The sequence below is a fragment of the Streptomyces sp. NPDC088817 genome (assembly GCF_044750345.1).
Classification (GTDB): domain Bacteria; phylum Actinomycetota; class Actinomycetes; order Streptomycetales; family Streptomycetaceae; genus Streptomyces.
Genome location: NZ_JBIVJN010000017.1, coordinates 26885 through 53547, shown reverse-complemented (window position 1 = coordinate 53547; position 26663 = coordinate 26885). Strand labels below are relative to the sequence as shown.

Annotated in this window: 27 protein-coding genes; 19 read left to right on the top strand and 8 right to left on the bottom strand. The window is 71.4% G+C overall.

Annotation, left to right across the window (positions count from 1 at the left end; genetic code table 11):
- Positions 1-124: 124 nt before the first annotated feature.
- Complete coding sequence (locus ACIP4X_RS27725) at positions 125-1552, top strand: glycoside hydrolase family 6 protein (protein WP_358730296.1); 1428 nt, start codon at positions 125-127, stop codon at positions 1550-1552.
- 190 nt (positions 1553-1742) lie between these two features.
- Here ACIP4X_RS27725 and ACIP4X_RS27720 read toward each other — a convergent pair whose 3' ends face one another.
- Positions 1743-3389, bottom strand: a complete 1647-nt coding sequence (locus ACIP4X_RS27720) for an MFS transporter (RefSeq protein ID WP_358730297.1) — start codon at positions 3387-3389, stop codon at positions 1743-1745.
- A gap of 229 nt (positions 3390-3618) precedes the next feature.
- A complete protein-coding gene (locus ACIP4X_RS27715) occupies positions 3619-4395 on the bottom strand; it encodes an IclR family transcriptional regulator (protein WP_358730298.1) in 777 nt (258 codons plus the stop codon).
- A gap of 70 nt (positions 4396-4465) precedes the next feature.
- On the opposite strand from ACIP4X_RS27715, the gene ACIP4X_RS27710 reads away from it, so the two are divergent.
- The 8 genes from ACIP4X_RS27710 to ACIP4X_RS27675 all read left to right on the top strand — a co-directional run bounded on the left by ACIP4X_RS27710 (position 4466) and on the right by ACIP4X_RS27675 (position 11671).
- A complete protein-coding gene (locus tag ACIP4X_RS27710) occupies positions 4466-5626 on the top strand; it encodes a cupin domain-containing protein (RefSeq protein ID WP_401351111.1) in 1161 nt (386 codons plus the stop codon).
- A 2-nt stretch (positions 5627-5628) separates the two neighbouring features.
- Positions 5629-6456, top strand: a complete 828-nt coding sequence (locus ACIP4X_RS27705) for a fumarylacetoacetate hydrolase family protein (protein WP_358730300.1) — start codon at positions 5629-5631, stop codon at positions 6454-6456.
- A complete protein-coding gene (locus tag ACIP4X_RS27700) occupies positions 6453-7085 on the top strand; it encodes a maleylpyruvate isomerase family mycothiol-dependent enzyme (RefSeq protein WP_401351109.1) in 633 nt (210 codons plus the stop codon). Before ACIP4X_RS27705 ends, ACIP4X_RS27700 begins: the two co-directional genes overlap by 4 nt.
- 10 nt (positions 7086-7095) lie before the next feature.
- Positions 7096-8370 carry an FAD-dependent oxidoreductase gene (locus ACIP4X_RS27695; protein WP_401351107.1) on the top strand — a complete coding sequence of 425 codons (1275 nt, stop codon included), beginning with the start codon at positions 7096-7098 and terminating at the stop codon, positions 8368-8370.
- Positions 8367-9560 carry a thiolase family protein gene (locus ACIP4X_RS27690; RefSeq protein WP_358730303.1) on the top strand — a complete coding sequence of 398 codons (1194 nt, stop codon included), beginning with the start codon at positions 8367-8369 and terminating at the stop codon, positions 9558-9560. Before ACIP4X_RS27695 ends, ACIP4X_RS27690 begins: the two co-directional genes overlap by 4 nt.
- The gene (locus ACIP4X_RS27685; protein ID WP_358730304.1) at positions 9557-10252 is read left to right on the top strand and encodes a 3-oxoacid CoA-transferase subunit A; all 696 of its coding nucleotides are present in this window, start codon (positions 9557-9559) and stop codon (positions 10250-10252) included. The genes ACIP4X_RS27690 and ACIP4X_RS27685 overlap by 4 nt, the downstream gene beginning before the upstream one ends.
- Positions 10252-10926 (top strand): 3-oxoacid CoA-transferase subunit B, encoded by a 675-nt coding sequence (locus ACIP4X_RS27680; protein WP_358730305.1) that lies wholly within the window; start codon positions 10252-10254, stop codon positions 10924-10926. The genes ACIP4X_RS27685 and ACIP4X_RS27680 overlap by 1 nt, the downstream gene beginning before the upstream one ends.
- A 136-nt stretch (positions 10927-11062) precedes the next feature.
- Positions 11063-11671 (top strand): TetR/AcrR family transcriptional regulator, encoded by a 609-nt coding sequence (locus ACIP4X_RS27675; RefSeq protein ID WP_358730306.1) that lies wholly within the window; start codon positions 11063-11065, stop codon positions 11669-11671.
- 42 nt (positions 11672-11713) lie between these two features.
- Here the strand turns inward: ACIP4X_RS27675 and ACIP4X_RS27670 are convergent, their stop codons facing one another.
- The 4 genes from ACIP4X_RS27670 to ACIP4X_RS27655 are packed head-to-tail and all read right to left on the bottom strand — an operon-like array spanning position 11714 to position 15144.
- Positions 11714-12637, bottom strand: a complete 924-nt coding sequence (locus tag ACIP4X_RS27670; RefSeq protein ID WP_358730307.1) for a LysR family transcriptional regulator — start codon at positions 12635-12637, stop codon at positions 11714-11716.
- A 10-nt stretch (positions 12638-12647) separates the two neighbouring features.
- Complete coding sequence (locus tag ACIP4X_RS27665; RefSeq protein ID WP_401351104.1) at positions 12648-13790, bottom strand: NAD(P)/FAD-dependent oxidoreductase; 1143 nt, start codon at positions 13788-13790, stop codon at positions 12648-12650.
- Positions 13787-13975, bottom strand: coding sequence for a ferredoxin (locus ACIP4X_RS27660; RefSeq protein ID WP_358730309.1), 189 nt, complete (start codon positions 13973-13975; stop codon positions 13787-13789). Before ACIP4X_RS27660 ends, ACIP4X_RS27665 begins: the two co-directional genes overlap by 4 nt.
- A complete protein-coding gene (locus tag ACIP4X_RS27655) occupies positions 13972-15144 on the bottom strand; it encodes a cytochrome P450 (protein WP_358730310.1) in 1173 nt (390 codons plus the stop codon). The genes ACIP4X_RS27660 and ACIP4X_RS27655 overlap by 4 nt, the downstream gene beginning before the upstream one ends.
- Positions 15145-15383: 239 nt before the next feature.
- Between ACIP4X_RS27655 and ACIP4X_RS27650 the strand changes: the two genes are divergently transcribed.
- The 10 genes from ACIP4X_RS27650 (at position 15384) to ACIP4X_RS27605 (ending at position 25205) form a co-directional block, all read left to right on the top strand.
- Positions 15384-16358 carry a phosphotriesterase gene (locus ACIP4X_RS27650; RefSeq protein WP_358730311.1) on the top strand — a complete coding sequence of 325 codons (975 nt, stop codon included), beginning with the start codon at positions 15384-15386 and terminating at the stop codon, positions 16356-16358.
- A gap of 59 nt (positions 16359-16417) precedes the next feature.
- Positions 16418-17365: a phosphotriesterase gene (locus ACIP4X_RS27645; protein ID WP_401351102.1), complete on the top strand. Its 948-nt coding sequence runs from the start codon at positions 16418-16420 to the stop codon at positions 17363-17365.
- A 12-nt stretch (positions 17366-17377) separates the two neighbouring features.
- The gene (locus ACIP4X_RS27640) at positions 17378-18496 is read left to right on the top strand and encodes an NAD(P)/FAD-dependent oxidoreductase (protein ID WP_358730313.1); all 1119 of its coding nucleotides are present in this window, start codon (positions 17378-17380) and stop codon (positions 18494-18496) included.
- A 4-nt stretch (positions 18497-18500) separates the two neighbouring features.
- A complete protein-coding gene (locus ACIP4X_RS27635) occupies positions 18501-19463 on the top strand; it encodes an alpha/beta hydrolase fold domain-containing protein (protein ID WP_391457685.1) in 963 nt (320 codons plus the stop codon).
- Positions 19460-20422, top strand: a complete 963-nt coding sequence (locus ACIP4X_RS27630) for an MBL fold metallo-hydrolase (RefSeq protein ID WP_401351099.1) — start codon at positions 19460-19462, stop codon at positions 20420-20422. Before ACIP4X_RS27635 ends, ACIP4X_RS27630 begins: the two co-directional genes overlap by 4 nt.
- A complete protein-coding gene (locus tag ACIP4X_RS27625; protein ID WP_401351097.1) occupies positions 20419-22200 on the top strand; it encodes a CocE/NonD family hydrolase in 1782 nt (593 codons plus the stop codon). The genes ACIP4X_RS27630 and ACIP4X_RS27625 overlap by 4 nt, the downstream gene beginning before the upstream one ends.
- 147 nt (positions 22201-22347) lie before the next feature.
- On the top strand, positions 22348-23082 hold the full coding sequence (locus ACIP4X_RS27620; RefSeq protein ID WP_358730317.1) for a trimeric intracellular cation channel family protein: 735 nt from the start codon (positions 22348-22350) through the stop codon (positions 23080-23082).
- Positions 23079-24335 carry a M20 family metallopeptidase gene (locus ACIP4X_RS27615; protein WP_401351095.1) on the top strand — a complete coding sequence of 419 codons (1257 nt, stop codon included), beginning with the start codon at positions 23079-23081 and terminating at the stop codon, positions 24333-24335. The genes ACIP4X_RS27620 and ACIP4X_RS27615 overlap by 4 nt, the downstream gene beginning before the upstream one ends.
- Positions 24336-24449: 114 nt before the next feature.
- Entirely contained in the window at positions 24450-24896 is a 447-nt protein-coding gene (locus ACIP4X_RS27610; protein ID WP_358730319.1) for a cytidine deaminase, read from the top strand.
- A gap of 30 nt (positions 24897-24926) precedes the next feature.
- Positions 24927-25205, top strand: a complete 279-nt coding sequence (locus ACIP4X_RS27605; protein WP_401351093.1) for a hypothetical protein — start codon at positions 24927-24929, stop codon at positions 25203-25205.
- Positions 25206-25215: 10 nt separating this feature from the next.
- On the opposite strand, the gene ACIP4X_RS27600 is transcribed toward ACIP4X_RS27605, so the two are convergent.
- Positions 25216-25704 (bottom strand): GNAT family N-acetyltransferase, encoded by a 489-nt coding sequence (locus ACIP4X_RS27600; protein ID WP_358730321.1) that lies wholly within the window; start codon positions 25702-25704, stop codon positions 25216-25218.
- 343 nt (positions 25705-26047) lie between these two features.
- A complete protein-coding gene (locus ACIP4X_RS27595; protein WP_358730322.1) occupies positions 26048-26656 on the bottom strand; it encodes a vitamin K epoxide reductase family protein in 609 nt (202 codons plus the stop codon).
- Between the last annotated feature and the right edge of the window lie 7 nt (positions 26657-26663).

Below are 26663 nucleotides of genomic sequence, written 5' to 3'. Positions count from 1 at the left end.
CACGGGAGTCGAGGGATTACGTGAACCTGTCACGCATGGATACGCTGCTCAGGAGCGCGGGAGCGCTCCCACGATCCTGCGCATGCCCCTGGCACTCTCCGACCTGAGAGCACGGAGGACGACTGTGACACCCCCCGACCACACCCGGCATCCCGGGAAATCCCCCAGCGGCCTTTCCGCGCGCCGCTCCTCACTCAGGCGCCGGGTCGCCGCCCTGGGCCTGGCGGCCGGTGTGGCGACGGCCGGAACGGTGCTGGTCACCCAGGTGCAGGCGGCCGCGGTGCAGGGCAGCCTGCCCGCCGGCACCCAGCTCTACAGGGACCCCAACTCCCAGGTGGTCAAGTGGGCGGCCGCCAACCCCGGTGACTCGCGCCAGCCCGTGATCTCGGCCAAGATCGCAAGCCAGCCGCAGGCCGTCTGGTTCTCGACGTACAGCCCGTCCACCGTCACCGCCGACGTCAGCAAGGTCACCTCGGCCGCGGCAGCCGCGGGCCAGGTGCCGGTGCTGGTGTCGTACGCGATCCCCAACCGCGACTGCGGAGGCGCCTCCGCGGGCGGCGCCCCGGACCTCGCCTCCTACGACAACTGGGCCCGCGGCTTCGCGGCAGGACTCGGCAGCGGGCCGTCGATCGTCATTCTGGAGCCGGACTCGATCGCCCTCACCACCTGCCTCAACTCCCAGCAGCTGAACGACCGCTACGCCTCACTCTCGCGGGCCGGAGCCGCCATCCACGCCGCCGCGCCCCAGGCCAAGGTCTACATGGACGGCGGTCACTCCACCTGGAACAGCGCCTCCGAGCAGGCGAACCGGCTGCGCAGCGCGGGTGTGCTGAACAATGCCGACGGCTTCTACACCAATGTCTCCAACTTCAACACCACCTCCAGCGAGGTGAGTTACGACAAGGCGATCCTCTCGGCGCTGGGCAACCCGTCCCATCTGCACGCCGTGGTGGACACCAGCCGGAACGGCAACGGTCCTGCGGGCGGCGGGGCCTGGTGCGATCCCTCCGGTCGCTCCCTGGGGAACTATCCCACCGTCAATACCGGAGACGCGGCGATCGACGCCTTCCTCTGGGTGAAACCGCCGGGTGAGGCGGACGGTTGCGCGGGCAAGGCGGGCACGTTCCTGCCCGACGTCGCCTACGCGCTCGCCGTCAACGCTCCGAACCCGCCCACGACTCCGCCGCCGACCACACCGCCCCCCAGCAGCCCGCCGCCCACCAACCCCGCCGGCGCCTGTGCCGTGAGCTACAAGATCAGCAGCTCCTGGGCGGGCGGATTCAACGCCGACGTGACCGTGAAGAACTCCGGCAGCGCCGCCATCAACGGCTGGACGCTGAAGTGGACCTTCCCGAACGACCAGAAGGTCGTCAGCGCCTGGAACGCCACCGCCACCCAGTCGGGCAACGCGGTGACCGTCACCAACCTCGGCTACAACGGCTCCCTGCCGGCCGGAGGCTCGACATCCTTCGGCTTCCAGGGCAGTTCAGGCTCCAGCAACTCCGCCCCCACCGGCTTCACCCTCAACGGCACGTCCTGCACCGCATCCTGACAGCGCACCACCCCCTCGGCCGGCCCGACTCCTCCGGGCCGGCCGACCGCGGCCGTAGCCGGGAACCCGAACCGCAGTACCACCCACGACCCGCTCTGACGGCCCCGTCTCCCGCGCTCCGGTGTGCGGCAGACGGGGCCGTGTGCCGGTCGTCCCCGTGTCGTCCTGACGTCGCCGAGGTCGGAGGAGGTCAGGGATGGAGGGCGGTGGGGGCCGACTCCGCTGTGCCGTCGCTTCCAGGGGTTGGCGGTGCGGGCGCCTCGTTCTCGGGGGAACGGTGGGTGCGGAGGCCGGGCATGCCGAAGGCGGTCAGGGCCGCGGCGACGGCGGCTGCCACGCCGCACACCAGGAACGCGGTGCTGAAACCACTGCCCAGGGCGTCCAGGGCCAGGCCGTGCGCCGCGGATCCCGGGGCGCCGGGTGGCACGCTGTTCACGGCGATGGGGCCGCCCGCCTCGGCGATCTCGCGGGCGGCGGCGAGCTGGCCGGCCGGCAGGTCTCCGCCGGAAAGGTTCTGCGTGAACGCCGACCTCGCGTTGCTGAGGGCGACCGCGCCGACGACGACGGGGCCGAGGGCGAAGCCGAGGTCGCGGAGCATGTTGGTGGTGGCGCTGGCCATGCCCGCCAGATGCGGGGGCACGCTGTTCAGCGCCACGGCCGTCACCGAGCTGACGGTCAGGGCGAAGCCGATGCCGATCAGCAGGGCGGGCGCGACGAACGCGCCGAGCCCGGCATCGGTGACGTCCAGTCGGGTGCACAGCAGGCAGCCGACCGCCATCAGGACGAAGCCGGCGGTCAGCAGCCAGGACGCGGCGACCCGGTGCAGGAGCCGGGAGACAGCTGGGATGAGCAGAAAGGCGGGGCCCTGCAGGAGAAGGAAGGGGATGGCCACGCGGATGGGATCCTGGTGCTGTACGGGTCCCAGCCACATGCTCGTGGAGAAGCAGGCGCCGAGGAAGGCGAGCATGCCGACGACCGCGACGACGGACGACACGGCGAAGGCCCGGTTGCGGAAGAGCCGCAGGTCGAAGATGGGGGACTCGGCTCCCAGTTCCACCACCACGAACCCGGCGAGGAAGCACGCGCCAAGAGCGAGGGACAGGATGACCGGAAGGGTGGTCCACCCCGACTCCGGTCCCTCGACGGCGCCGTACAGGACGAGGATGAGGCCGACGGCGAAGGTGGCCTGACCGGGCACGTCGAGTCTGCGGCCCTCGGGCGCCCGCGACTCCGTGACGAGCGTCAGGGTGAGCACCATGCTGACCACGGCGAGTGCGACGAGCACCCAGAACGAGCCGCGCCAGGAGCCGACCTTGGCGAACATGCCGCCGAGCAGAGGTGACACGGCGGCGCCCGCGGACAGGAACCCGCTCCAGACCGCGACCGCGTGGGCCCGGTCCCGCAGGGTGCGGGTGACGGCGGTGAGGGCGGTCAGCGAGCCCGGGAACATGGCGCCCGCGCCCAGGCCGTTCAGGGCGGCGCCGACCCACAGGACCTGGACGGTCGGAGCGAGCGCGGCGACGGCGCTGCCCGCGGTGAGCAGGGCCGTGCCGGTCACGACGAGCCGCCGGCGTCCGAAGAGGTCGCCGAGGACGCCGAAGGTGAACTCGAAGCAGACCACGGCGATCATGAACGCCGAAGTGATCCAGGTGAGTTGGGATCCGTGCGTGTCGAGATCCTGCTGGAAGAGACCGTTGAGTGAGGCGGGCAGCGCGTTCGCGACCTGGGCCACGAAGACGGCGCCGCAGGCGGCAGCCAGTGTTCCCGCGTAGCCCGGCGTCCGGGCGGCCCCCGCGGTCGGGCCGTGGGACGGGAGTGCCCCGTTGTCGAGTGTCATCGTTGTTCTCCCTGGCTGGGAAGGGCGGCGTCCCGGAGAGAAGAGGGGGAGCCTTCAGAGCGTGAAAGGGCTCGGCTCTGCGTACGCGGTGGGGGGAGAGGACACGGCGCGAGTCGGGCGCGATGCGGGGAGAATGACATTCGCTTTACGGTGCGTCAATGATGTGGGCGTCGAATAAGAGAAAGATCGTGCGTGTAAGTCTGGTCGGCCTGTCGCTCCGCAGGGCGGATCAGCGTTGCTCGGCCAGGTCGTCCTCCAGGGCGCGTGCCGCGGAGCCCAGGGCCGTGACCAGGGACTGGAGGCGGTGCGGGTCGTAGCGCACGCTGGGCATCGACACCGACAGACCGGCCAGCGCGGTGCCGTCCCGGTCACGCACCGGTACACCCACGGCGACCAGGCCCCGCTCGGACCGTTCCTTGTTGACGGCGAACCCGTTGCGCCGCAGCCGTTTCAGCTCCGAGTGCAGGCGGGCCAGGTCCGGGCGGTCGGCCGGACGGTCGCGGTAGCGCTCGGGGGCGTACACCTCGTCCAGTTCCTCGCCGGAGAGGTCGGCGAGCAGGAGCAGTCCCGCCGTGGTGCGGTGCGCGGGGAAGACCATTCCCTCCCGGGAGCCGACCCGCAGGGCCTGCCGGCATTCGACGCTGGCGATGAACCGGGCCGTGTCCCCGGTGCGCACGGTCAGGTTCGTGGTCTCGTCCAGCAGGTCGACGACCCGGTGCAGGTGGGGCAGGGCCGCCGCGCGCAGCCGCGAGACCAGGGACTGGGAGTGCGCGGCGAGTTCCAGCACCGGTCCCGCGCGGTAGAGGCGGTCCTCGTCCTGCACGGCGAAGTCCCGGTAGACCAGCATCGCCAGGATCCGGTGGGCGGTGGAGCGGGCGACGCCGAGGCGCTCGGCGAGTTGCGAGACGGTGGCGCCGCCCTCCATCTGCAGGATGGTCGCCGCCCGCAGCGCGTGGTCCACGCTGGCGATCGGGTAGGGCGGCGGTGTCTTCAGCGGCTTGTCCATGACGCGTTCCTTTGATTCTGCTCTCCAGAATCTCCATGTTCTCCCACCAGACGCGGCGCACGCTGATGCCGTGACTGAGACCTCCACAACCCAAGACACCGCCACGGGTTCCCCGGTCCGGCTCCAGGCCGTCGCCGCGGAGGGGCAGCCCGAGGTCACCCCGGCACTCGAAGAGCTCTACCGCGGGTTCGAACAGGAACTGCTCGTCCCGCTGTGGACCGAGATCGGCGACCTGATGCCGGCCCACCCGCGCTCGCGCGCCGTGCCGCACCTGTGGCGCTGGGAGCGGCTGCGGCGGCTGGCGGCCCAGGCCGGCGACCTGGTTCCCGTCGGCCGCGGCGGCGAACGGCGGGCCATCGCGCTGGCCAACCCGTCCCTCGGCGGCCGGCCCTTCGCCACGCCGACGCTGTGGGCGGCCATCCAGTACCTCATGCCTGGTGAGGACGCCCCCGAGCACCGGCACACCCAGCACGCCTTCCGCTTCGTCGTCGAGGGTTCGGGTGTGTGGACGGTCGTCGGCGGTGACCCGGTGCCCATGAACCGCGGCGACTTCCTCCCGCAGGCCGGCTGGAACTGGCACGCCCACCACAACGCCACCTCCGAGCCGATGGCGTGGATCGACGGCCTGGACATCCCCTTCCAGTACGTCACCGAGGCACAGTTCTTCGAGTTCGGCCGCGACGAGATCAGCGACGCCGAGCGTGTCACACCGCGGCGGTCGCGCTCCGAGCGCCTGTGGGGCCACCCCGGCCTGCGCCCGCTGTCCGCCGCCCCCACCACGCCGGGCAGCCCGCTGCTGTCGTACAAGTGGGAACACACCAACGCCGCTCTCCGCGACCAGCTCCTGCTGGAGAAGGAGGGGTTCGGCGGCACCGTGGAGCCGGGCCACGCCGCGGTGCGCTACTCCAACCCGCACGATGGCTCCGACGTCCTGCCGACCGTCCGTGCCGAGTTCCACCGCGTCGCCCGCGGCGCCGAGACCACGCCGGTGCGCGAGACCGGTTCGTCGGTCTACCAGGTCTTCGACGGCTCCGGTGTGGTGACCGTCGGCGACACGTCCTGGACGGTGACCCGCGGCGACCTGTTCGTCGTCCCGTCCTGGGAGCCGTTCGCCGCCCGGTCCGAGGCCGGCGCGACCGACTCCGACGAGGGAGCCCTCGACCTCTTCCGCTTCTCCGACGCGCCCGTCTTCGAGGCGCTCCGGCTCAACCGCACTCAGAAGGACACCTGACCATGAAGCTCGCCACCATCCGCACCGCCGACGGCACCAGGGCGGTCCGTCTCGACGGCGACCTCCTGGTCGACCTCGGATACGCCGACCTGGGCGAGCTGTTCGCCGAGACCGACTGGCAGGCCAGGGCCGCCGCCGCGTTCGGCACCACCTACCCGGTCGGGGGCGCGGATTTCGCGCCGGTCGTGCCCAACCCCTCCAAGATCATTTGCGTCGGGCACAACTACACCAACCACATCAAGGAGATGGGCCGGGAGCTGCCGAACTACCCGACCCTCTTCCCGAAGTTCGCCGAGACCCTGCTGGGCGCGGGTGACGACATCGTCAAGCCGGCCGAGACCGACGCGCTCGACTGGGAGGTCGAGCTGGCCGTCGTGATCGGCAAGCAGGTGCGCCGCGCCGACGAGCAGCAGGCCGCCGACGCCATCGCCGGCTTCACCGTCATGAACGACGTCTCGGTGCGCGACTGGCAGTTCCGCACCATCGAATGGACCCAGGGCAAGATCTGGGAGGCCACCACCCCGGTCGGCCCCTACGTCGTCACCCCCGACGAGATCGGCGGCGTCCGCCCCGCGCTCGAGGTGAGGACGGTCGTCGACGGTCAGGTCATGCAGCAGGACGACACCGGCACGCTGCTGTTCGACCCGGTGTTCCTGGTGCGGTACATCTCCACCGTCATCACTCTGCGCCCCGGCGACATCATCGCCACCGGCACCCCGGCCGGTGTGGGCAACGCCCGCGACCCGAAGGTCTTCCTGCTCCCCGGCAACACCGTGGTCACCGAGATCGCCGGGCTGGGCGCCTGCACCAACAAGGTGGTCCACGCATGACGGACGGCACGCGGACGTCCGCCGACGCGCGCGAGTGGGCCCGCGCGGGCACCGAGCTGCTGCTCGACGCCGTCGCGGACTTCGACGAGGCCGGCTTCTCCGCCCCCAGCGTGCTGCCCGAGTGGACTCGGGGGCACCTCGCGGCGCACGTCGCCGCCAACGCCGACGCCCTGTGCAACCTGGTGCACTGGGCGGCCACCGGCGAACAGACGCCGATGTACGCCTCCGCCGAGGAGCGCGCCGCCGGCATCGCCAAGGGCCCGGCCCTGACGGCCGACGAGCTGCGGTCCTGGCTGACCGCCTCCGCCCACCGGCTCGCCGGGGGACTCGACGGGCTCACCGACGAGCAGTGGCAGCACCAGGTCGTCACCGCCCAGGGCCGCACGGTCCCCGCCACCGAGCTGCCGTGGATGCGCGCTCGCGAGGTGTGCGTCCACGCCGTCGACCTCGGCACCGGCGTCACCTTCGCCGACCTCCCGAGCGGCTTCCTGACCGCCCTGGTCGACGAGATCAGCACCAAACGCGGGCTGACCGGGCTCCCCGACGGCCCTCTGCCCGAGGTCGCCGCCTGGCTGGCCGGCCGCCCCCACACGCTCGCCGACGCTCCTGAGCTCGGCCCGTGGCTCTGAGGAGTGAAGCATGTCCAAACCTGATGTGATCGTCGTCGGCGGCGGCCTCGGCGGCCTCGGCGCGGCGTTCTCGCTGAACCGTCAGGGCCTGAACGTCCGCCTGCTGGAGAGCGCCCCCGCCTTCGGCGAGGTCGGCGCCGGCATCCAGATCGCCCCCAACTGCACCCGCATCCTCGACGACTACGGCCTCCTGGAGGAGGCCAGGAGCCTCGGCGTCGTCCCGGACTCGATGGTCATGCGCGACGCCGTGGACGGCGACGAGCTGACCCGGCTCGACCTGCGGGACCTGGAACAGCGCCACGGCTACCCGTACATGGTCATCCACCGCAGCGACCTGCACGGCCTGCTCCTGCGCGCGTGCGAGCGCGCCGGTGTCGAGCTGATCAACGACGCGCAGGTGACCTCGTACGAGAACACCGGCGGCGGCGCCCGCGTGACCCTCGCCTCAGGCGAGACCCACGAGGCCGGCGTCGTGATCGCGGCCGACGGCCTGCACTCCGTCGCCCGCAAGCTGCTCGTCGACGACGAGCCCGTCTCCTCGGCGTACGTCGCCTACCGCGGCACCGTCCCCGCCGAGGAGCCGCGAGTGCGGTCCGTCGACCTCAGCGAGGTCGTGGTCCACGTCGGGCCCGCCTGCCACTTCGTCCACTACGGCCTGCGCGGCGGCGAGCTGCTCAACCAGGTCGCGGTCTTCGAGTCGCCCAAGGCGCTGGCCGGTAAGGAGGACTGGGGCACGCCGGACGAGCTCGACGCCGCCTTCGCCAAGACCTGCGGCTTCGTCCAGGGCGGCCTGCCGTTCATGTGGCGGGACAAGTGGTGGCGGATGTTCGACCGCGACCCGATCATGAACTGGGTCCACGGCCGGATCGCCCTCCTCGGTGACTCCGCGCACCCGCCGCTGCAGTACATCGCACAGGGCGCCATCATGGCCATCGAGGACGGCTGGGTGCTGGGCGAGCACGTCGCCCGCAACCGTGCCGAGGATGGCGCGATCGACTGGGACGCGGCCCTCGCCGCCTACGAGGCCGTCCGCCCGGAGCACTGCCGACGCGTGGTCACCACCTCCCGCAAATGGGGCGAGCTGTGGCACCTCGACGGTGTCGCACGCGAGCAGCGCAATGCGCTGCTGCGCGCCCGCGACACCTACGACTACGCGTTCACCGACTGGCTGTACGGTCCGACCGCGCTGACGCCGGACCAGGAGCCGCCCATGTTCACGCCGATCCCGCTGTCCTCGGCGAACACCGAGACTCTGCAGACGGCCGTGGAAAGCGGCGCAGCGTGAGCGACGCCTACCTGTACGCCGCTGTCCGCACCCCGTTCGGCCGCTTCAACGGAGCGCTGTCCGGGGTGCGCCCCGACGATCTCGCCGCGACCGCGCTGACCGGCCTGCTGGACCGGGCGCCCGGCCTGGACCGCGCCGCGATCGGCGACGTGGTGTGGGGCAACGCCAATGGCGCCGGCGAGGACAACCGCAACGTGGGCCGGATGGCCGTACTGCTGGCCGGGCTGCCGGTGGCCGTGCCCGCCACGACCGTCAACCGGCTGTGCGGCTCCGGCCTGGACGCGGCGATCACCGCCTCGCGCACCCTGGAGTCCGGTGACGCGGACGTCGTCGTCGCCGGCGGTGTGGAGTCCATGACCCGGGCACCCTGGGTGCTGCCCAAACCGGACCGGGCCTTCCCCGCCCGCGATGTCACGGCCGTCTCCACCACCCTGGGCTGGCGGCTGGTCAACCCCGCGATGCCGAAGGAGTGGACGGTCTCGCTGGGGGAGTGCAACGAACTGCTCCGGGAGAAGTTCTCCATCTCCCGCGAGCGGCAGGACGCTTTCGCGGTGCGCTCCCACCGGCTCGCGGCGCGCGCCTGGGACGAGGGCTTCTACGACGACCTCGTCATGACCGTCGAGGGGCTCGCCCGCGACGAGGGCATCCGTCCCGGCACCGACCCCGGGAAACTGGCAGCCCTGAGGCCGTCGTTCCGCCCGGACGGGACCATTACCGCGGGCAACGCCTCCCCGCTCAGCGACGGGGCGTCGGCGCTGCTGCTCGGCACCGAGGAAGCCGCCGAGAGGATCGGCATGGACCCCGTCGCCCGTGTCGCCGGGCGCGGCGTGCACGCCGTCGAGCCTCACATGTTCGGCCACGCGCCCGTCGAGGCCGCCGACAAGGCGCTGCGCCGGGCCGGTATCGGCTGGGGCGACGTGGGCGCGGTCGAACTGAACGAGGCGTTCGCGGTGCAGTCGCTCGCCTGCGTGGACGCCTGGGACATCGACCCGGAGATCGTCAACACCCGGGGAGGCGCCATCGCCATCGGCCATCCGCTGGGCGCCTCCGGCGGCCGGCTGCTCGGCACTCTGGCGAAGGTGCTGCGCGAGCGGCGGGAGCGCTGGGGCGTCGCGGCCGTCTGCATCGGCGTGGGCCAGGCCCTCGCCGTCGTACTGGAGAACGTCACCGGCGGGGTGAGCGGACGATGAGCGCCACGACCGTCGCCGCCACGCCCGACGAAGCCGTGGCCGGCGTCGAGGACGGTTCCACGGTCCTGGTGGGCGGGTTCGGTCTCGCGGGCATGCCGTTCGACCTGATCGACGCCCTCATCCGGCAGGGCGCCGGTGACCTGACCGTGGTGTCCAACAACGCGGGCAACGGGGACGTGGGCCTGGCCGCGCTGCTCAAGGCCGGACGGGTGCGCAAGATGATCTGCTCCTTCCCCCGGCAGAGCGACTCCTACGTCTTCGACGGCCTGTACCGGGACGGCCGGGTGGAGCTGGAGGTGGTGCCGCAGGGCACCCTCGCCGAGCGGATGCGGGCCGCCGGGGCGGGGATCGGCGCTTTCTACAGCCCCGTCGGTGTCGGCACCCCGCTGGCCGAGGGCAAGGAGACCCGGGAGATCGACGGACGCGCCCATGTCCTGGAGTACCCGATCAGGGGCGATGTCGCGTTGATCTCAGCCCACCGGGCGGACACCATGGGCAACCTCGTGTATCGCAAGACCGCCCGGAATTTCGGACCCGTGATGGCCACCGCCGCCACTACGGTCGTCGCCCAGGTCACCGACGTCGTGGCCGCCGGGCAGATCGATCCGGAGACCGTGGTGACCCCCGGCATCCACGTCGACCGCCTGGTCCGGGCCGAGGCCCGCCGGCTCACCGTGCGAGGAGCCCGCTGATGACGACGACCCGTGCCACGGCCCCCGTGGAGCACGCCGACCGGAAGCCGCTCACCACCGACGAGCTTGCGGCCCGCATCGCCCGCGACATCCCGCCCGGCTCCTACGTGAATCTGGGCATCGGTCAGCCGACCCGGATCGCCGAGCACCTGCCGGCCGACGCCGGGATCGTGCTGCACACCGAGAACGGCATGCTCGGCATGGGGCCGGCCGCGGTGGGCGACGAGGTGGACCCCGATCTCACCAACGCCGGGAAGGTGCCGGTCACCGAGCTGCCGGGGGCGGCGTACTTCCACCACGCGGACTCCTTCGCGATGATGCGCGGCGGCCACCTGGACGTGTGCGTCCTCGGCGCGTTCCAGGTCTCGCACCACGGAGACCTGGCGAACTGGCACACCGGCGACCTGGACGCCATCCCGGCCGTCGGAGGCGCGATGGACCTGGCGGTCGGGGCGCGGCGGGTGCTGGTGATGATGAGGCTGTTCACCCGCGACGGCGCCCCCAAGCTGGTGCCCGCGTGCACGTACCCGCTGACCGCTGCCGGCTGCGTGAGCCTCGTCTACACCGATCACGGTGTCTTCGAGCCCGGCCCGGACGGGGTCCGCGTGCACGAGACGTACGGCATCACGGTGGCCGAGCTGCGGGGGCGGCTCTCCGTCGACCTGCTCGACTGAGCCGTGGCCGGTGCCGTGTGCCCAGCGCGGCACCTGCCGCCCGTCCCGCTTTACGGTTCGCCAAGGAGCCGTGCGGGGCGTGCGGCGTGGAGCCGGTGTGTACGGTCGCCGGTGCGGCGCGCGTTAGGATCCCGGCATGGCGAACCTTCGACAGGCGCAGAAGCAGATGACGCGCCGCCTGCTCCTGGAGTCGGGACTCGAGCTGTTCAAGACGAAGGGGTACGCCGCGACGACGGTCGACGACATCGCGACCGCGGCGGGCACCACCCGGGTGACGTTCTACGCCTACTTCCCCTCCCGCAGCGAGCTGATGAAGGCGCTCATCGCCGAGCAGCTCAACGAGGCCCTGCAGCGTGTCAGTTCACCCGAGCACGGATCGACGGCCCAGGGCCTGGTCGCGACCGTGGCCGACGGGACGCCCGAGGCGATCACCGCCTGGCTGCGGCGTACCGCCGACAGCTGGCCGACGATCCGGCCGATCATCCGCGTGGGCCGGGACGCCGCAGCGGTCGATCCCGAACTCACCGACCTGGTGGAGCGATGGCTGGAGGAGGCCATCAGCGACATCGAGGACGGACTGACGGCGGCCGGCCGCCTCGCACCCCATCAGCGCCGCTTCCGGGGTGTACTGGCGATGGCGGAACTGGACTACGTCGCCCAGCACTGGGACGGTGCGGACTGGAAGCTCACGCGCGAGCAGATGCTCGACGAACTCAGCGCCAGCTGGGTGAGGTTGCTGACCTGACCTGACCTGACCTGACCGCCTTCGCCGCGGGCCGGGCCGGTCTCAGTTCTCGGCCGCGGCGTCGAACAGCAGCGCCCGGAGCCATGCGACGAAGTCCCGGTCGGACAGGCGCGGGTTCCACACCATGTCGATGCCGAGCCGGGGCAGCGGGAACGGGAACTCCTCGATCCGCACGTCGGCGAGCGTCCGCATGGTGGCGGCGACCCGGTACCGCAGCAGGGCGACGCCGCCCGCGCGGGCCACGAGGAACGGCACCAGCAGGAAGTCGGAGATCCACTGGCCGACGCGGTAGGGGATCCCCTTGTCCTCAAGCACCGAGTAGGGGAAGACCCGCCGGGCGGTGTCGACCACGATGTGCCGCTCGGTGGTGAGCAGGTCGAGGGCGCTCGCCTGCGGCGGGGTGTCCGGTGAGGCCACCACCACGCAGCGGTCGTCGTACAGCCGCTCGCGCGGATACGGCGAGAAGTGCCCCTCGGAGATCAGCACCACGTCGACGCCCCCCTCGGTGAAGGTGGCCTCGGTCGGCACCGTGATCGTCCGCACGCGCAGCGTGGCGTGCGGCGCGCGCTCGGCGACGAGCCGCGTCAGCCGGGGGCCGATGACGAACGCCGTGCTGTTCGTCATGGCGACCGTGATGACCCGCTCGTCCGTGGCGGGGTCGAAGCAGGGGAACTCGACGATCTGCGCCGTCTGTCGCAGCGCGCTGCGCAGCGGCGCGATCAGCTCCAGGGCCCGCGGGGTGAGCGTGACACCGCTGCCCTGCCGGACGACGAGCTCGTCGCCCAGCAGACGGCGCATCCTGGTCAGGGCGTGGCTCATGGCCGGCTGCGACAGCCCGACCCGTTCCGCGGCCCTGGTCACCGAACGCTCCTCCAGGAGCGCGAGGAGGGGCACCAGCAGGTTGAGATTGACCGACGCCAGCCGGTCCAGCCCCGAAGCCGGGGTGCCCTCACCGTCGTCGTTCATGGAGCGAACCCTACGACGCCGCCCGGGTCATCCGACGCAGCCGGGGAACGGGAATGCGGTGGTTGAGCGCCACGGCCGTGGTGGACCCGTCCTCCCGCGACCAGGTCATCAACGCCGGTCCGCCGCCGGGCTCTCCGTCCGCGTACGCCGGTTCCCCGGCCGCCGGCAGATGTCCCACCGCCTTGAGGCTCAGCCCGAACTGCTCGGTCCAGAAGTACGGCTGGAACGCGAGCGGCGGTGCCTCCTCGCCGTGGACGAGTGCCCGGGCGGCGGCCTTCGCCTGCTCGATGGCGCTGCTCCACAGCGGGATCCGGCGCGGGCCCTGCGGGCTGGGCAGGGCGGCGAGGTCGCCGACGGCCGCGACCTCGGGGCGGGCGAGGCCCCGCGCGTCGACCGGGACGGCGCCGTTCACGACGAGACCGGTGCCGGCGAGCCACTCCGTGTTGGGCACGTCACCGACGGCCGTGAGCAGGATCTCCGCATCGAGGACCGTGCCGTCGTCCAGCACGACGCGGGCGCCGCCCGCACACCCTTCCACCCGAGCCCCGCCGGTCTCGACGACGGTGAGCCCCCGTTCGCGCGCGGCGGCGACGAAGACCCCGGCGAGGTCCGGACCGAGCCGGTCGGCCAGCGGCGCCCCCTGGGAGACGAGGGTGACCCGGCAGCCGGCGGCCAGGCATCCTGAGGCGATCTCCATGCCGAGCGGGCCGCCGCCGACGACGAGGACCGAGGGCCGGCCCGCGAGGCGGCGGCGCAGCGTCAGCGCGTCGTCGAGTCCGCGCAGGGTGATCTCGTCGGGCAGTTCGGACAGCCGCCGCGCCCGGGAGCCCGTGGCGAGGACGACACGGTCGTACGGCAGGGCGGTGCCGTCGTCGAGTGCGACGAGCCGCCGGTCGAGGTCGAGCCCGGTCGCGCGCACGCCCAGCAGCTCGGTCGCCCCGTGGCCGGGCGGCGGGAGCGTGTGCGAGGACATGCCGTCGCCGTCGAGCAGCAGCGCCTTCGACAGGGCGGGGCGGCTGTACGCCGGGTGCGTCTCGTCGCCGACGACGGTCAGCTCGCCGTCGAACCCGGCCTCGCGGAGCGTGTCGGCGGCGGTGAGCCCGGCGATACCGTTGCCGACGACGACCACGCGCCGCGGGGTGCCCGCGCTCATTCGACCCTCAGCGCGGCGACCGGGCACACCCGGGCGGCGGCGTTCGCCGAAGCGGCGTCGGCCCCGCCGACGTCCTCGCGGTCGAGCACCAGCTCGCCGTCGTCGTCGAGGTGCATGAGCCGCGGGGCGGCCTCTTCGCACAGGCCGTGACCTTCGCAGCGGGCGCGGTCGAGAACGATCCTCATGCGGGGATCACCTCCAGGACGGGGAGCTCTTCGATGCTCCGGGTGATGTTGCCGGGCACACGGACCTCGGGCCCGACGACGAGGCGCCTGACGCGCCGGGAGAGCGCCTCGATCACGGCGTGGGCCTCCAGGCGGGCGAGTCCCTGGCCCGCGCAGCCGTGCGGGCCGTATCCGAACGAGAGGTGGTCGACCGGGTTGCGTTCGACCAGGAAGGCGTCCGGGTCCTCGTAGTGCCGGGGGTCGCGATTGCCCGCGCCGAGCAGTACCGCGACCTGCGCGCCCGCCGGGATGACGGTCCCCTCGACGTCGACGTCCCTGGTGGCGAGCCGGCCCCAGACGTTGACGGGAGGCCAGAAGCGCAGCACCTCGTTGAACGCCCCTGATATCAGGTCGGGTTGGGCGCGGACGAGGTCGAGCTGGTCGGGGTGCGCGGCGAAGAGGGCGACGACGTTGCCGATCGCCGCGACAGTCGTGTCGACGCCGGCGCCCAGGTACTGGTGGATGATGTGGCCCGCCGTGCCCGGAGGGACGGCGCCGCGCGCCTCGGCGTCGAAGATGCCGCGGCCCACGGAGCCCTCGGCCAGGTCGCCGGCCGTGACCTCGGAGCACCATGCGTACAGTTCCCCGGCGACGGGGAAGTTGTCGGCCGTGCGCTGGTTCATCGGGCCGAGGACCTGCATGGCGGCCTGGCCCCAGCGCAGCATGTTGTCGCGTACGTGGCCGGTGAAGCCGATCAGGTCCGCGACGACCTCCAGCGGGAGGGCACGGGCGAGGGCGTCGACGGCCTCGAAGGAGCCCTTCGCGACGAGATCGGCGACCAGGGCGTCCGCCTTCGTCTCGATCCGGCCCTTCAGGCCGCGCAGGGCGCGCGGCGAGAGGTTCTCGGTGAGCGTGGCGCGCAGCCGGGTGTGCACCGGGGGGTCGGAGGCGAGCGAGGTGCCGGTCAGCGCCTGGTTGGCCGCCGGGTTGAAGGCGATCGACGCCGAGGAGAAGGACTCCCAGTCCGCGAGCGCGCCGCGGATGACGTCGTACCGCGTCAGCGCGTAGACGTCGTTCTTCGGCAGGTGGACGACGGGGCCCTGTTCCCGCAGCTCGGCGTGGACGGGGGAGGGGTCCAGGACGACCTCGTCGGCGAAGAGGTCGACGTCGGAGGTGGGCGGAGTGCTCATGTCCACAGTGAAATGGCCGCCCTCACATCCAACAAGTGAATGATTGACATGGCGTCACATGCACCACGTTCATGAGCGCCCGTCGTGGCCCCGTGCTCTGATTTCCCGCCCCGGCGCAACCCTCTGTGCGATCTTTTTTCGTGGTGTTCGTTTCATTGACGCTGTGTAAATCGAATGGCTACCGTGACAGCAGCCACAGGGTGCGCGGTCGCACCCCACACCGGACACGTGAGGCAGTCATGAGCGTGAACAACAACACCGTGAACACCGTCCTGGGCCCGGTGCCGGCTGAGGAGCTGGGCGTCGTCTCGGTTCACGAGGCCCTGCTGTCGGTGCTTCCCGGTGCGGAGCACGCCTTCGACATCACCCTCGACCGGGCCGAGATCTTCGAGACGCTGGCCGCGAAGCTGAGGGACTTCCGCGCTCACGGCGGCGGCACGATCGTCGACAGCACCGGCATGTTCCACGGGCGGGACGTCCGGCTGTACGAAACCCTCTCCCGTTCGACCGGTGTCCATATCGTCGCCTCGACCGGCCAGGGCCCCGAGGAGCTCCTCGGCGGGTACTTCCTCACACCGCAGACCAACCCGCCGACGCCGTGGCCGGCCGGGAAGTTCGCCGACCTCTTCACCCGGGAGATCACCGAGGGCATGGTGGTTCCGCGGGTGGAGCGCCGCGGCCCCGCCGGCCTCGTGGCCACCGCCGTGACACGGACCGGCATGACCGCGACCGACGAGAGCCTCCTGCGCGGCGCGGCCCGCACCGCGCTCGCCACCGGCGTCGCGGTCTCCGTCCGCCACGGCGCCGACGCCGTCCACGACCTCGACATCGTCCTCGACGAGAACCTGCCGGCCGACCGGGTCGCCGTCGGCGGGCTGGACCGCGAGGACGCCGTCGCCGCCGGCGCCCCGGAGAAGGTCGCCGGTCGCGGCGCCTACGTCGTGCTCGACCACGTCGGCACCGAGGACGCCGAGCACATCACCGATGCCGAGCGCGCCGCACTGGTCGCCGACCTCGTGCGGGCCGGTCACGGCGACCGGATCCTGATTTCCAGTAGCGCGACCGGAGTTGCCGAGGGGCACCCCGCCAACGACCTGCCGTACAGCCACGTCCTGACCGCCTTCGTGCCCCTGCTGAAGGCGCGCGGCCTCGGCGACGACGACGTGCGCCGGATGCTCGTGGCCAACCCGCGCGACCTGCTCGCGACGCGCTGAACGCGCCGGCCCGAACAACCGTCAAGTCCTCTTCCCAAAAGGTGAGTGTTGTGTCGAGAGTGAACACAGTCCTGGGGCCGGTCCCCGCCGAGGAGCTGGGTCTCGTGGCGATCCACGAGCACATCGGGTACGGCATGCCCGGCTCCGAGCTGGACACGAAGTGGTGGAAGACGCCCGAGCAGCGCTACGAGGAGACCGTCCCGAAGCTGCGCAGGTTCCACGAGCTCGGCGGCGGCACCTTCGTCGACGCGACCGGCATCTGCAACGGCCGTGACGTCGACTACTACAAGTCCCTGTCCGCGAAGACCGGCGTCCACATCGTCGCCTGCACCGGCTTCGTCGGCGGCGACACCGCCCTGCCGCACTTCGCCCGCGCCGACGTCGACTACCTCATCCGGCAGTTCGTCCACGAGATCACCGTCGGCATCGGCGCCACCGGCAGCCTGGCCGGCGTCATCAAGGTCGGTGTGAGCCGCGGCGGCCGTATGACGGACCTGGACAAGCGCATCTACCGCGCCGCGGCCCGCGCCTCGCTCGCCACCGGCGTGCCGATCCTCACCCACCTCGCGATCGACGCCGAGAACGCGATCGCGATCTTCAACGAGGAAGGCCTTCCCCTCGACCGGGTGCTGTTCGGGCATGTCGACGACGGTGTGAACGCCGACAGGACGCGCGACGTCTGGATCGCGGAGCAGGGCGGCCGCATCGGCTTCGACACCTTCGGCTACGAGACCGAGCTGCCGGACCCGCCGTTCTGGGCCCGCCCCCGCAAGGAGCGCCTCGACCACTTCCTGCGGTTCATCGACGGAGGCCGCCGCATCGAGCAGGTCCTCGCCTCCGCCGACGCCAACTGCAGCCCGCTGGGCTGGCCGGGCGTCGAGGGGCACACCGTCAACTACATCTTCGACGACCTCATCCCGGATCTCCGCGCCGCAGGCCTGGACGAGGCCGCCATCGAGACGATCTTCGTCGACAACCCCGCCGGCTTCCTGACCATCCAGAAGTAAGAGAGAAGCACCATGCAGTCCTCGGACCTGAAGAACCTGAAGATCGCGGTCGTCGGAGCGGGATACGGCGGCGCGGCGGCGGCCAAGGCCCTGAGCCTGCTCGGCGCGGACGTGAACGTCTACGAGCAGGCGAACCGGATCCGCGAGGTCGGCGCCGGCATCGGTCTGCGCCCCGCCACCATCAACCGGTTCCGGCAGTGGGGCATCTTCGACGCGATCGCCGGGGTCAGCTCGCCCAGCGAGTACTTCGAGATCCTCACCGCCACCGGTGAACCGATCATGAAGGAGGCGTGGCCGGCCGCCGGGGAGCAGACCCACACGCATCTGATCCACCGCGGCGACTTCATCGACGCCCTGCTGGGCGTGCTTCCCGAGGGCATGGTGCACCTCGGTCACAGGCTGCGGAGCGTCGAGGACAGGGGCGACAGCGCCGTCCTCACCTTCGCGGGCGGCACGACGGTCGAGGCGGACCTCGTCGTCGGCGCCGACGGCATCAAGTCGGTCGTGCGCGACCAGTTGTTCAGCGACAGGAGCCCGGTGTTCTCCGGCGAGCACGCCTACCGCGCCGTGATCCCGGTGGACGACGCCCACGGCATGGCCGTCGACGACAACCTCCGGATGTACATCGGCAAGGGCACGAAGATCTACCTGCTGCCGCTGAGGCACCGGGGCCAGGTGTCGTTCGACATCACCGCCCTCTGCCCGGACGGCACTTGGACGCCCCAGGTCACCAAGGACGACCTGCTGAGGACGGTCGAGGGCTTCGACGAGCGCCTGGTGAGGATCACGCACGACCTCGACATGGACACCGTCAACATCCGCGCGGTCTACGACATCGACCCCGTCGACACCTGGCACTCCGGCTCCGTCGTCCTGGTCGGCGACGCCGCCCACTCGATGCTGCACCACCAGGGCCAGGGCGCGAACTCGGCCATCGAGGACGCCGGGGCGCTCGCCGACGCCCTGCGCGAGGCCGACTCCCTGAAAGAAGGACTCGCGCTGTACCAGGCCACCCGCAAGCCGGTCACCGACCAACTGCAGGCCATCTCGCGCCAGGGCTGGACCGAGGACGAGATCAACGACGTCTTCCCCGGCCAGAAGCCCGCGGCCGCCGCCGCACCGAAGGAGTGACGTCATGCCACTGCACCCCGAGATCGCCGAGTTCGTCGCCGGCCTGCCCACCCCGCCCGAGGGCCCGCTCGACCCGGCCGCACTGCGCGCCGCCGACGAGGCGCACGTCGCTCCCATGGCGGAACGCCTGCCGCTGCACTCGGTCGAGGACGTGACGGCACGGACCGCCTCCGGTGAGGTACCGGTACGGATCTACACGCCGGACAACAGCGACCGTCACGGCCTGCTGGTGTACTTCCACGGCGGCGCCTTCTTCCTCGGCAGCCTGGAGACGCACGACCACGTCGCACGCTCGCTGGCCAAGGAGACCGGGCTCAAGGTCGTCTCCGTCGGCTACCGCCTGGCGCCCGAGGCCCCCTTCCCCGCCGGACTCGACGACTGTCACGCGGTCGTACGGTGGGTCGCCGAGGAGGGGGAGAACCTGGGCTGGGACGGCACGACCCTCGCCGTCGCCGGCGACAGCTCCGGCGGCAACCTCGTGGCCGCGGTCGCGGCCAGGGCACACGACGAGGGCTTCGACCGGATCACCCACCAGATCCTCTACTATCCCTCGCTCGACCTGGACTTCGACGAGGACCGGTACGCCTCGCTGCGGGAGAACGCGGTCGGATACGGCCTGGAGACGGCCGGCCTCAAGCCGTTCAACGCCTTCTACCTCGACAGCGGCGCCGACCCGGCCGACCCGCTGGTGTCACCGGTCAAGCGGAAGGACCTGAGCGGGCTTCCGCCTGCCCTGGTCGTCACCGCCGAGTTCGACCCGATGCGCGACGAGGGCGAACTCTACGGCCGGCGGCTCCAGGAGGCCGGAGTGGAGGCCACGGTGCGCCGTTACGAGGGCGCGAACCACGGATTCGTCCAGCACTTCTCCTGGATCCCCGGGTTTCACGAGGTCTTTGCCCTGACCCGCGACTTTCTCAGCGGGCACCGGCCGGACGACCGAGGTACGAGTGGAGAAGGAGGGACATGACACAGGCAGTCACCGTCCACCCCCTGGTGTCGCCGTGGGGCCGCTTCGGTCTGTACAGCTTCTTCATCGACGCGCCCGAACCGGCGATCGTCGACACCGGCATCGCCTCCTCGCCCGTGGAGGGGATGGCTCCGGCACTGGAGAGGATCGGACGCCGCATCGAGGACGTCCGCTGGGTCCTGCTGACGCACGGTCACATCGACCATGTCGGTGGCGCCTTCGCCCTGTGGGAACTCACCGGCCGACGCGCACAGGTGGTCATCCACGAGGCCGACGCGCCGATGCTCCGCTCGCGCCGGGCCCATGTGGAGGAGTACCGCGCGGGACGCGGCCGGTACCTCCGCGACCCCGAGGGCGAGGCCAGGGTGGCGGCGGCCGCGAACGCCGCCATTTCCGGCGAAATGGAACCCACGCTGCTCCTCCAGGGAGGCGAGACCCTCTCCCTCGGCGGCGACGTCACCGTCTCGGTGCACGCGGTCCCGGGCCACACGCCCGGATCCGTCGCCTACGTGGTCGACGGTCAGCGGTCGGTGTTCACCGGCGACGCCGTGCAGGTCCACGGCGCCGCCAACGGCTTCCCCGGCTACACCGACCCGGCCGCCTACCGCGCCGGCCTTGAACACCTGCGCGACGAGGTCCGTCCGCGGAACCTGTACCTCGGGCACCCGTACCGCCGCGCCGACGGCACACCGTACGGCGTCGAGCTCGACGAGGCGCAGGCCCGGGAGGCCCTCACCCAGAGCCTCGCCGCCGAGCGCCGCGTCGCCGCGGCCGCCTGCGCCTGCCTGGAGGCCGGGCCGCGGGAGACGGACTCGCCGTACTCCCCCTTCGCCCCCGTCGCCGACGCGCTCGGCTACACCGGCGACCCGGCGCTCGAGCCGTCGCCGTTCTTCACCTCGCTGCACGGCTACCGCGCGCAGCACCACCGGACCGCGCAGTACAGGAGCTTCACACCATGACCGACTTTCATACGATCCGGGCGGGCGAGCAGACCATCGCCGTCCGCAAGGACCTGCGGGTGCCGATGCGGGACGCCGTGGAGCTCGCGGTGGACGCCTACCACGGCGTGGACGACACGCCGCGGCCGGCCCTGATCGCGATGAGCGCCTACGGCAAGGAACTGCAGGCCCTCGCCCTCACCACACCGCCGCAGCGCCGGCCCAGCCCGATGTGGGACGGCTGCATCGAGGCCGGTGACATCGCCCGCGTCGTCCGGGAGGGCTACGTTCACGTCATCGGCGACATGCGCGGCACGGGAGACTCCGGCGGCGTCATGATCGGCAACTACAACTTCGGCGGGGTGTCCCAGGGACAGGACCTGTACGACCTGATCGAGTGGGTCGCCGCGCAGCCGTGGTGCGACGGCAACGTCGGCATGATCGGCATCTCGTACTTCGGCTCGATGCAGGTGCTCGCCGCCGCCGAACGTCCGCCGCACCTGAAGGCGATCTTCGTCAGCGGGGGCCACTACGACTTCTACGAGACGACGTACCATGGCGGGATCATGTGGTTCATGCCGCGTGCCGCCCGCGAGGGCCGCGGCGGCGACTCCGGCATCGCGCACACGGACGTCAGGTCCCGTATGCGGGAGGTCCACAGTCCCGAGGAGCTGAGGAAGCTCGTCGACGAGCGGCTGAACGACCCGGACGTGGCGGCCTGGCCGAACCTGGTCCATGTGCTCAAGTACCCCAGGAACCGCGAGTTCTGGTTCGACATCGTGATGAACCCCCTCGACGGCGACTGGTACGAGGAGCGCAACCCGGTCAACCTGGCCCGGAACATCGACATTCCGGTCTACCTGCAGATCGACCAGGGCCGGGGCTGGACGGTGGACGGTCACATCGAGCTGTTCAACGTGCTCAAGGGACCCAGGAAGCTGGACATCGGTTCCTACCCGCCGATGCAGTCCCGCCCCTGGATCGAGGAGCACGACAAGATGTTCCGCTGGTACGAGTACTGGCTCAAGGGCGTCGACAACGGGATCATGGACGAGCCGGCCGTGAGCGTGTTCGTGGAGGGCTCGCGCGAGGTGGTCACCGCGGCGCAGTGGCCGCCGAAGGAGATCGAGTACCGGCCCCTGTACCTGCGCCCGCGGCACAAGCTCTCCTTCGAGCCGGAGTTCATGGGCACCGAACACGCCGCCCCCGACGGCTTCTACCAGGCACCGCTCACCGTGACCGACACGGTGGAGGTGCTGAAGTGGAGCACCGAGCCGTTCGAGGAGCCCGCCGAGCTGATCGGCACCGGTGCCGCGCACCTGTTCGCGTCGATCGACCAGGACGACACCAACTTCATCCTGCGGCTGTGGGACGAGGCCCCCGGTGGCAGGCGGCAGCTGATCACCACCGGCTACCTCAAGGCGTCCCACCGGGAACTCGACGAGGACCGCACCACCGAGGGCGACCCGTACCACCCGCACACCCGGGCGGTGCCGGTGGAGCCGGGGAAGACCGAGGAGTACGTGCTGCGGCTGTACCCGTTCGCCGCCACGTTCCAGCCGGGTCACCGCCTGGTGGTGGAGCTGTCGAACGACGAGCCCCTGGCCGACGCGCACAACGCGCTGCTCCCGCCCGACGCCTTCCACCTTCCGGTGGGCCGCCCCGTCACCCACAAGATCTACCGCGACGCCGCACACCCCTCCCGGCTGGTGCTGCCGTTCACGACGGTCACGGCGCCGGGCGCGACGCGACCGGAACCCACGCGCGACCGGGACGGAGACCGGCGCGGCGGTTCCTGACGAGGCCGACGCCGACCGGGGGACCACCGGCCCCCCGGCGGCCGGCCCGGCCGCCGCGTGTCGCGGAACGTCGCTGCCCGTGGTGGTCTGCGCGTGCCGTGGCGACACCGAGTCACTAGGCTCGACATCGTGTCCACCCTGTGTGTGATGTCGGCTTCCCCGATCCCCGCCGGAGTGGCGGTCGCGACGCGCTATCTCGACCTCGCCGGTGTCTTCTCGTGCGCGCTGCTCGGGGGCGCCGTGGCCCGCACGGCCGGCCTGGACCTGTTCGGGTTCCTGGTGGTGGGCATCATCTCCGGTCTGGGCGGAGGCGTGATCAGGGACGTGCTGCTGCAGCACGGCACACCGGTCGCGCTGACCGACTACGCCTACCTGCCGACCGCCATCGCCGGTTCCGTCGTGGTCTTTCTCATCAAGATCAGCGAGACGTCCTGGACCCGCCTCTTCACCGCCCTCGACGCCGCCGTCCTCGGCTTCTGGGCGGTCACCGGGGTGAACAAGACGCTCGCCGTGGGGCTGGGATGGCTTCCGGCGGTCCTGCTGGGCACCGTGACCGCCGTCGGCGGCGGCGCCCTGCGCGATGTCGTCCTCGGCCGGGTGCCGGCCGTCTTCGGGGGCAACGGCCTGTACGCCACCGTCGCCATCGCGGTCGCCGGAGTCACGGTGCTCTGCGTGTACCTCGGCGTGCCGGCCATCGGCGCCGGCCTGGGCATCACCCTGGCCCTGGCGTTCCGGCTCAGCGCTCTGCGGTTCGGCTGGAACCTGCCCAACAGCCTTGACTGGCAGCCCCGTTCCAGGATGGCCGCGACACTGCGGCACGGCATCGGCACCGCCCGGAAAGGGAAGGAAGACCAGTCCCACCCGCGCAAGGAGTCGTCGTGACCGACCGAAACGGTGCGGTGCTGTCCGGCCTCGCCGGCATCCGCTCCGATCTCGAGGACCTTTACCGCGATCTGCACAGGCATCCCGAACTCGGCCTGCGGGAGCACCGTACGGCGAAGAAGGCGTCCGACACTCTGCGGGCCCTCGGTTACGAGGTCACCGACGGCATCGGCGGCACGGGCGTGATCGGCGTACTGGCCAACGGCGACGGACCCACCGTCATGGCCCGTGCGGACATGGACGCCCTTCCGGTCCGTGAGCAGACCGGTCTGCCCTACGCCTCCACCGTGACCCTGACCGGTCCGGACGGCACCGAGCAGCCGGTCATGCACGCCTGCGGGCACGATGTGCACGTGACCGCCCTGCTCGGCTGCGCGCGGCTGATGAGCCGGGCCAAGGACGCCTGGCGCGGTACCTTCGTGGCGTTGTTCCAGCCCTCGGAGGAGAACGGCGACGGCGCCCGGGCCATGATCGACGACGGTCTCACGACCAGGGCGCCCCGGCCCGACGTGGTACTCGCCCAGCACGTCCTGCCCTATCCGGCCGGCTACGTCGGCACCCGCCCGGGGTCCTTCCTGTCGGCCGCGGACAGCCTGCGCGTCACCGTCCACGGCCGAGGGGCCCACGGCTCCATGCCCCAGGCGGCGGTCGACCCCGTGGTGATGGCCGCCATGATCGTGGTGCGCCTGCAGACGATCGTCTCCCGGGAACTCGCCGCCACCACCCCCGCTGTCGTCACGGTGGGCAGCATCCACGCCGGCACCGGCCCCAACGTGATCCCCGACAGCGCCGTCATCGAGCTCAATGTCCGCACCTACGACGACGCCACGCGCGGCCAGGTGCTGAAGGCGATCGAACGCATCGCCCGGACCGAGAGTGAGGCGTCCGGGGCGCCCAAGGCACCCGAGATCGAGCGAACGGCCGCCTTCCCGCCCACCGTCAACGACGAGGAGACGACCCGGCGCGTCGCCGAGGCGTTCGCGGCCCACTTCGGCGACGACGCGCACACCATCGACCTGCAGACCGCGAGCGAGGACATGAGCGAGATCCCTCAGGCGTTCGGCGTGCCGTTCACCTACTGGGGCATCGGAGGCATCGACGCCGAGCTGTACGCCCAGGCCGCCGAGAAGGGCACCATCGCCCAGGACGTCCCGGTCAACCACAGCCCCTTCTTCGCCCCCGTCGTCCAGCCGACCCTGGACACCGGCGTCAGCGCCATGACGGTGGCCGCCCTCGCCTGGCTCGCCGGCTGACGAACTCGGCACAGGTCCTCGGCGGGCGCTTCCGGCACGCGCACCGCCGATATTCGCTTGCGCACCCTCGTCAAGTGGGCCAGCGTCGCCTGACACCCGACGAAGGCGGAGAAGATGACCACGCGGACCCACCCCCTCGACCACGAACTCATCGAGGCCGCGGCCCACGTCGCCCGTACACGCTGCCGCGGCGACAACCACACCATGGCGGCCGCGGCCCGGGCCCGGGACGGCCGGATCGTCACCGCGGTGAACGCCTACCACTTCACCGGAGGACCCTGCGCCGAGCTGGTCCTCATCGGCACGGCAGCCTCCCAGGGCGCCTACGAGCTGGACACGATCGTCGCCGTTGGCGACCGCGACCGAGGGGTCGTTCCCCCGTGCGGCCGGTGCCGTCAGGTCCTTCTCGACTACTTCCCCGAACTCAAGGTCATCGTCGGCGGGGGCGACCGCATCCGAACCGTCCTCATCACCGACCTGCTGCCCGAAAGCTACGTCTGGGCCGACCACCAGCTCGACCCCGGGGAAGCCGCCCGTGAGTGTGGCGCGAAAGAGAGTTGAGACATCGCCTCCCCCCACGGGAGTCTCCACGTGCTCGCCGAGGAGGACGGCTTCTTCGCCCGGGTCGACGCCGCCCTCAACCCCGCCGCCCCCACCGAACTGCCGCGTCTCGACAGGGAATTCGGCAGCGTCTACGCGACCCGCATGCGTCCCGTGGAGGCGGTCCGCGAACCGGCCAGAGCGCGCGCCCGCCGAAGCTTCCTCAAGGAACACGACGCCGACGTACGTGACTTGCGCAGAGACCTGGTCCCGTCACTGCGCCGCGCGGAGACACGGTACGGCGTGCGCCTCGCCATCCCCGCCCCCTGAAACACGAGACTCAAGGCATTCCCGTCCCGGCGTTCGTGGGCAGGGCGAGCCGCAGCACGATCTCGCCGTCGTAGAGCTTCCCGGTGGGCTCGAACCCGAACTTCCGGTAGAAGGGCCACGGTTCGCCGTCGCCGGGCTCGTAGCTGGTCAGCAGTTCGGTGCCGCCGTCCGCGCGAACCAGGTCGGCGATCTGCGTGAGCGCGTCCCGGCCGACCCCTCGCCCCTGGTGCCGCTTGTCGACGAGGAGGCGCCAGATGAAGTGCCGTCCTTCGAAAGGACCCGTCGGCGGCTTCCAGGACAGCATCACGAAGCCGACCGGCTCGTCGCCGCGGTACAGGGCCCTGTACCAGGGATTGGCCTCGGGCGTCTTCGCTGCCTCCTTGAGCGACCAGGACACGGAGGCGACGAACTGCTTCTGGTCACGGCGGACGCGCAGGGCCCGAACGGCATCCCGGTTGTCGTCGGTGATCTCCCGTAGGTGCACGCCTGGGGAACTCATGCCACACCCTTTCCCGGCTCCGGCGACTGTGCCACCGGACCGACCTGAAGAGCCGCCGTCGCAGCGTATGCGACACACACGATCCGGAGCGTGACCGGCACGCCGGGCTGCGCACGTCATGGCGCCGCTGCCCGGGCTCACGCCAACCAGGCCCAACAGGGACGGCCGCTGGGGAAACTTCAGCCCTGTTCCCGCTCACGGAAGGACCGACACGATCGGCCCAGCTGCTCCAGGCCGGCATCCCCGCCCGCAACATCCGCTACGAGGTCTTCGGCCCCGACCTGTGGCCGGCTCACGCCGAAGGCTGAGCGCCCGACGTCCACACGACAGCATGGCGTCCCGCTCACAGCAGACTGCTCCAGTAGGACGCGAACCGGGTGAGGACCAGGACGGCGATCACGCCGTACCAGGCCGCGAGGAGGATCCAGTGCGTCTCCAGGACCAGGTTGAGCGCGCTCCGGCCTGCCGCCGGTACGGGGATGATCCCGTGTCTGAGGTTGCGCAGTGTGACGTACCAGAACAGGGCGATGGTGACGACCCAGACGACGGCGCAGTAGGGGCAGAGCCGGCCCAGGCCGAACAGTGACTGGTGGATCAGCCAGTGCACGAACACGACGCCGACGAGGGCGCCCGCGTTCAGGGCCGGCCACAGTGCCCGGTGCAGACGTGCCCCGGTGAGCACGGCCACCCCCAGCACGGCGACCGCGGCGAAGGCGCCCAGGCCGAGCAGCATGTTGGGGAAGCCGAACACGCTGCCCTCCGGGCTGGACATGACGCTGCCGCAGCTGACGATCGGACTGAGGTTGCACGGCGGCTCATAACCCGGGTCCTTGAGCAGGCGCCAGTCGTCCACCGTGAGCGCGAAGGAGGCGAGCCAGCCGACGACGCCGGTCAGGGTCAGCAGCCAGCCGATGCGAAGCTGCGAGGGGCGCGCGATCTCGTCGTTCTCCATGACCACG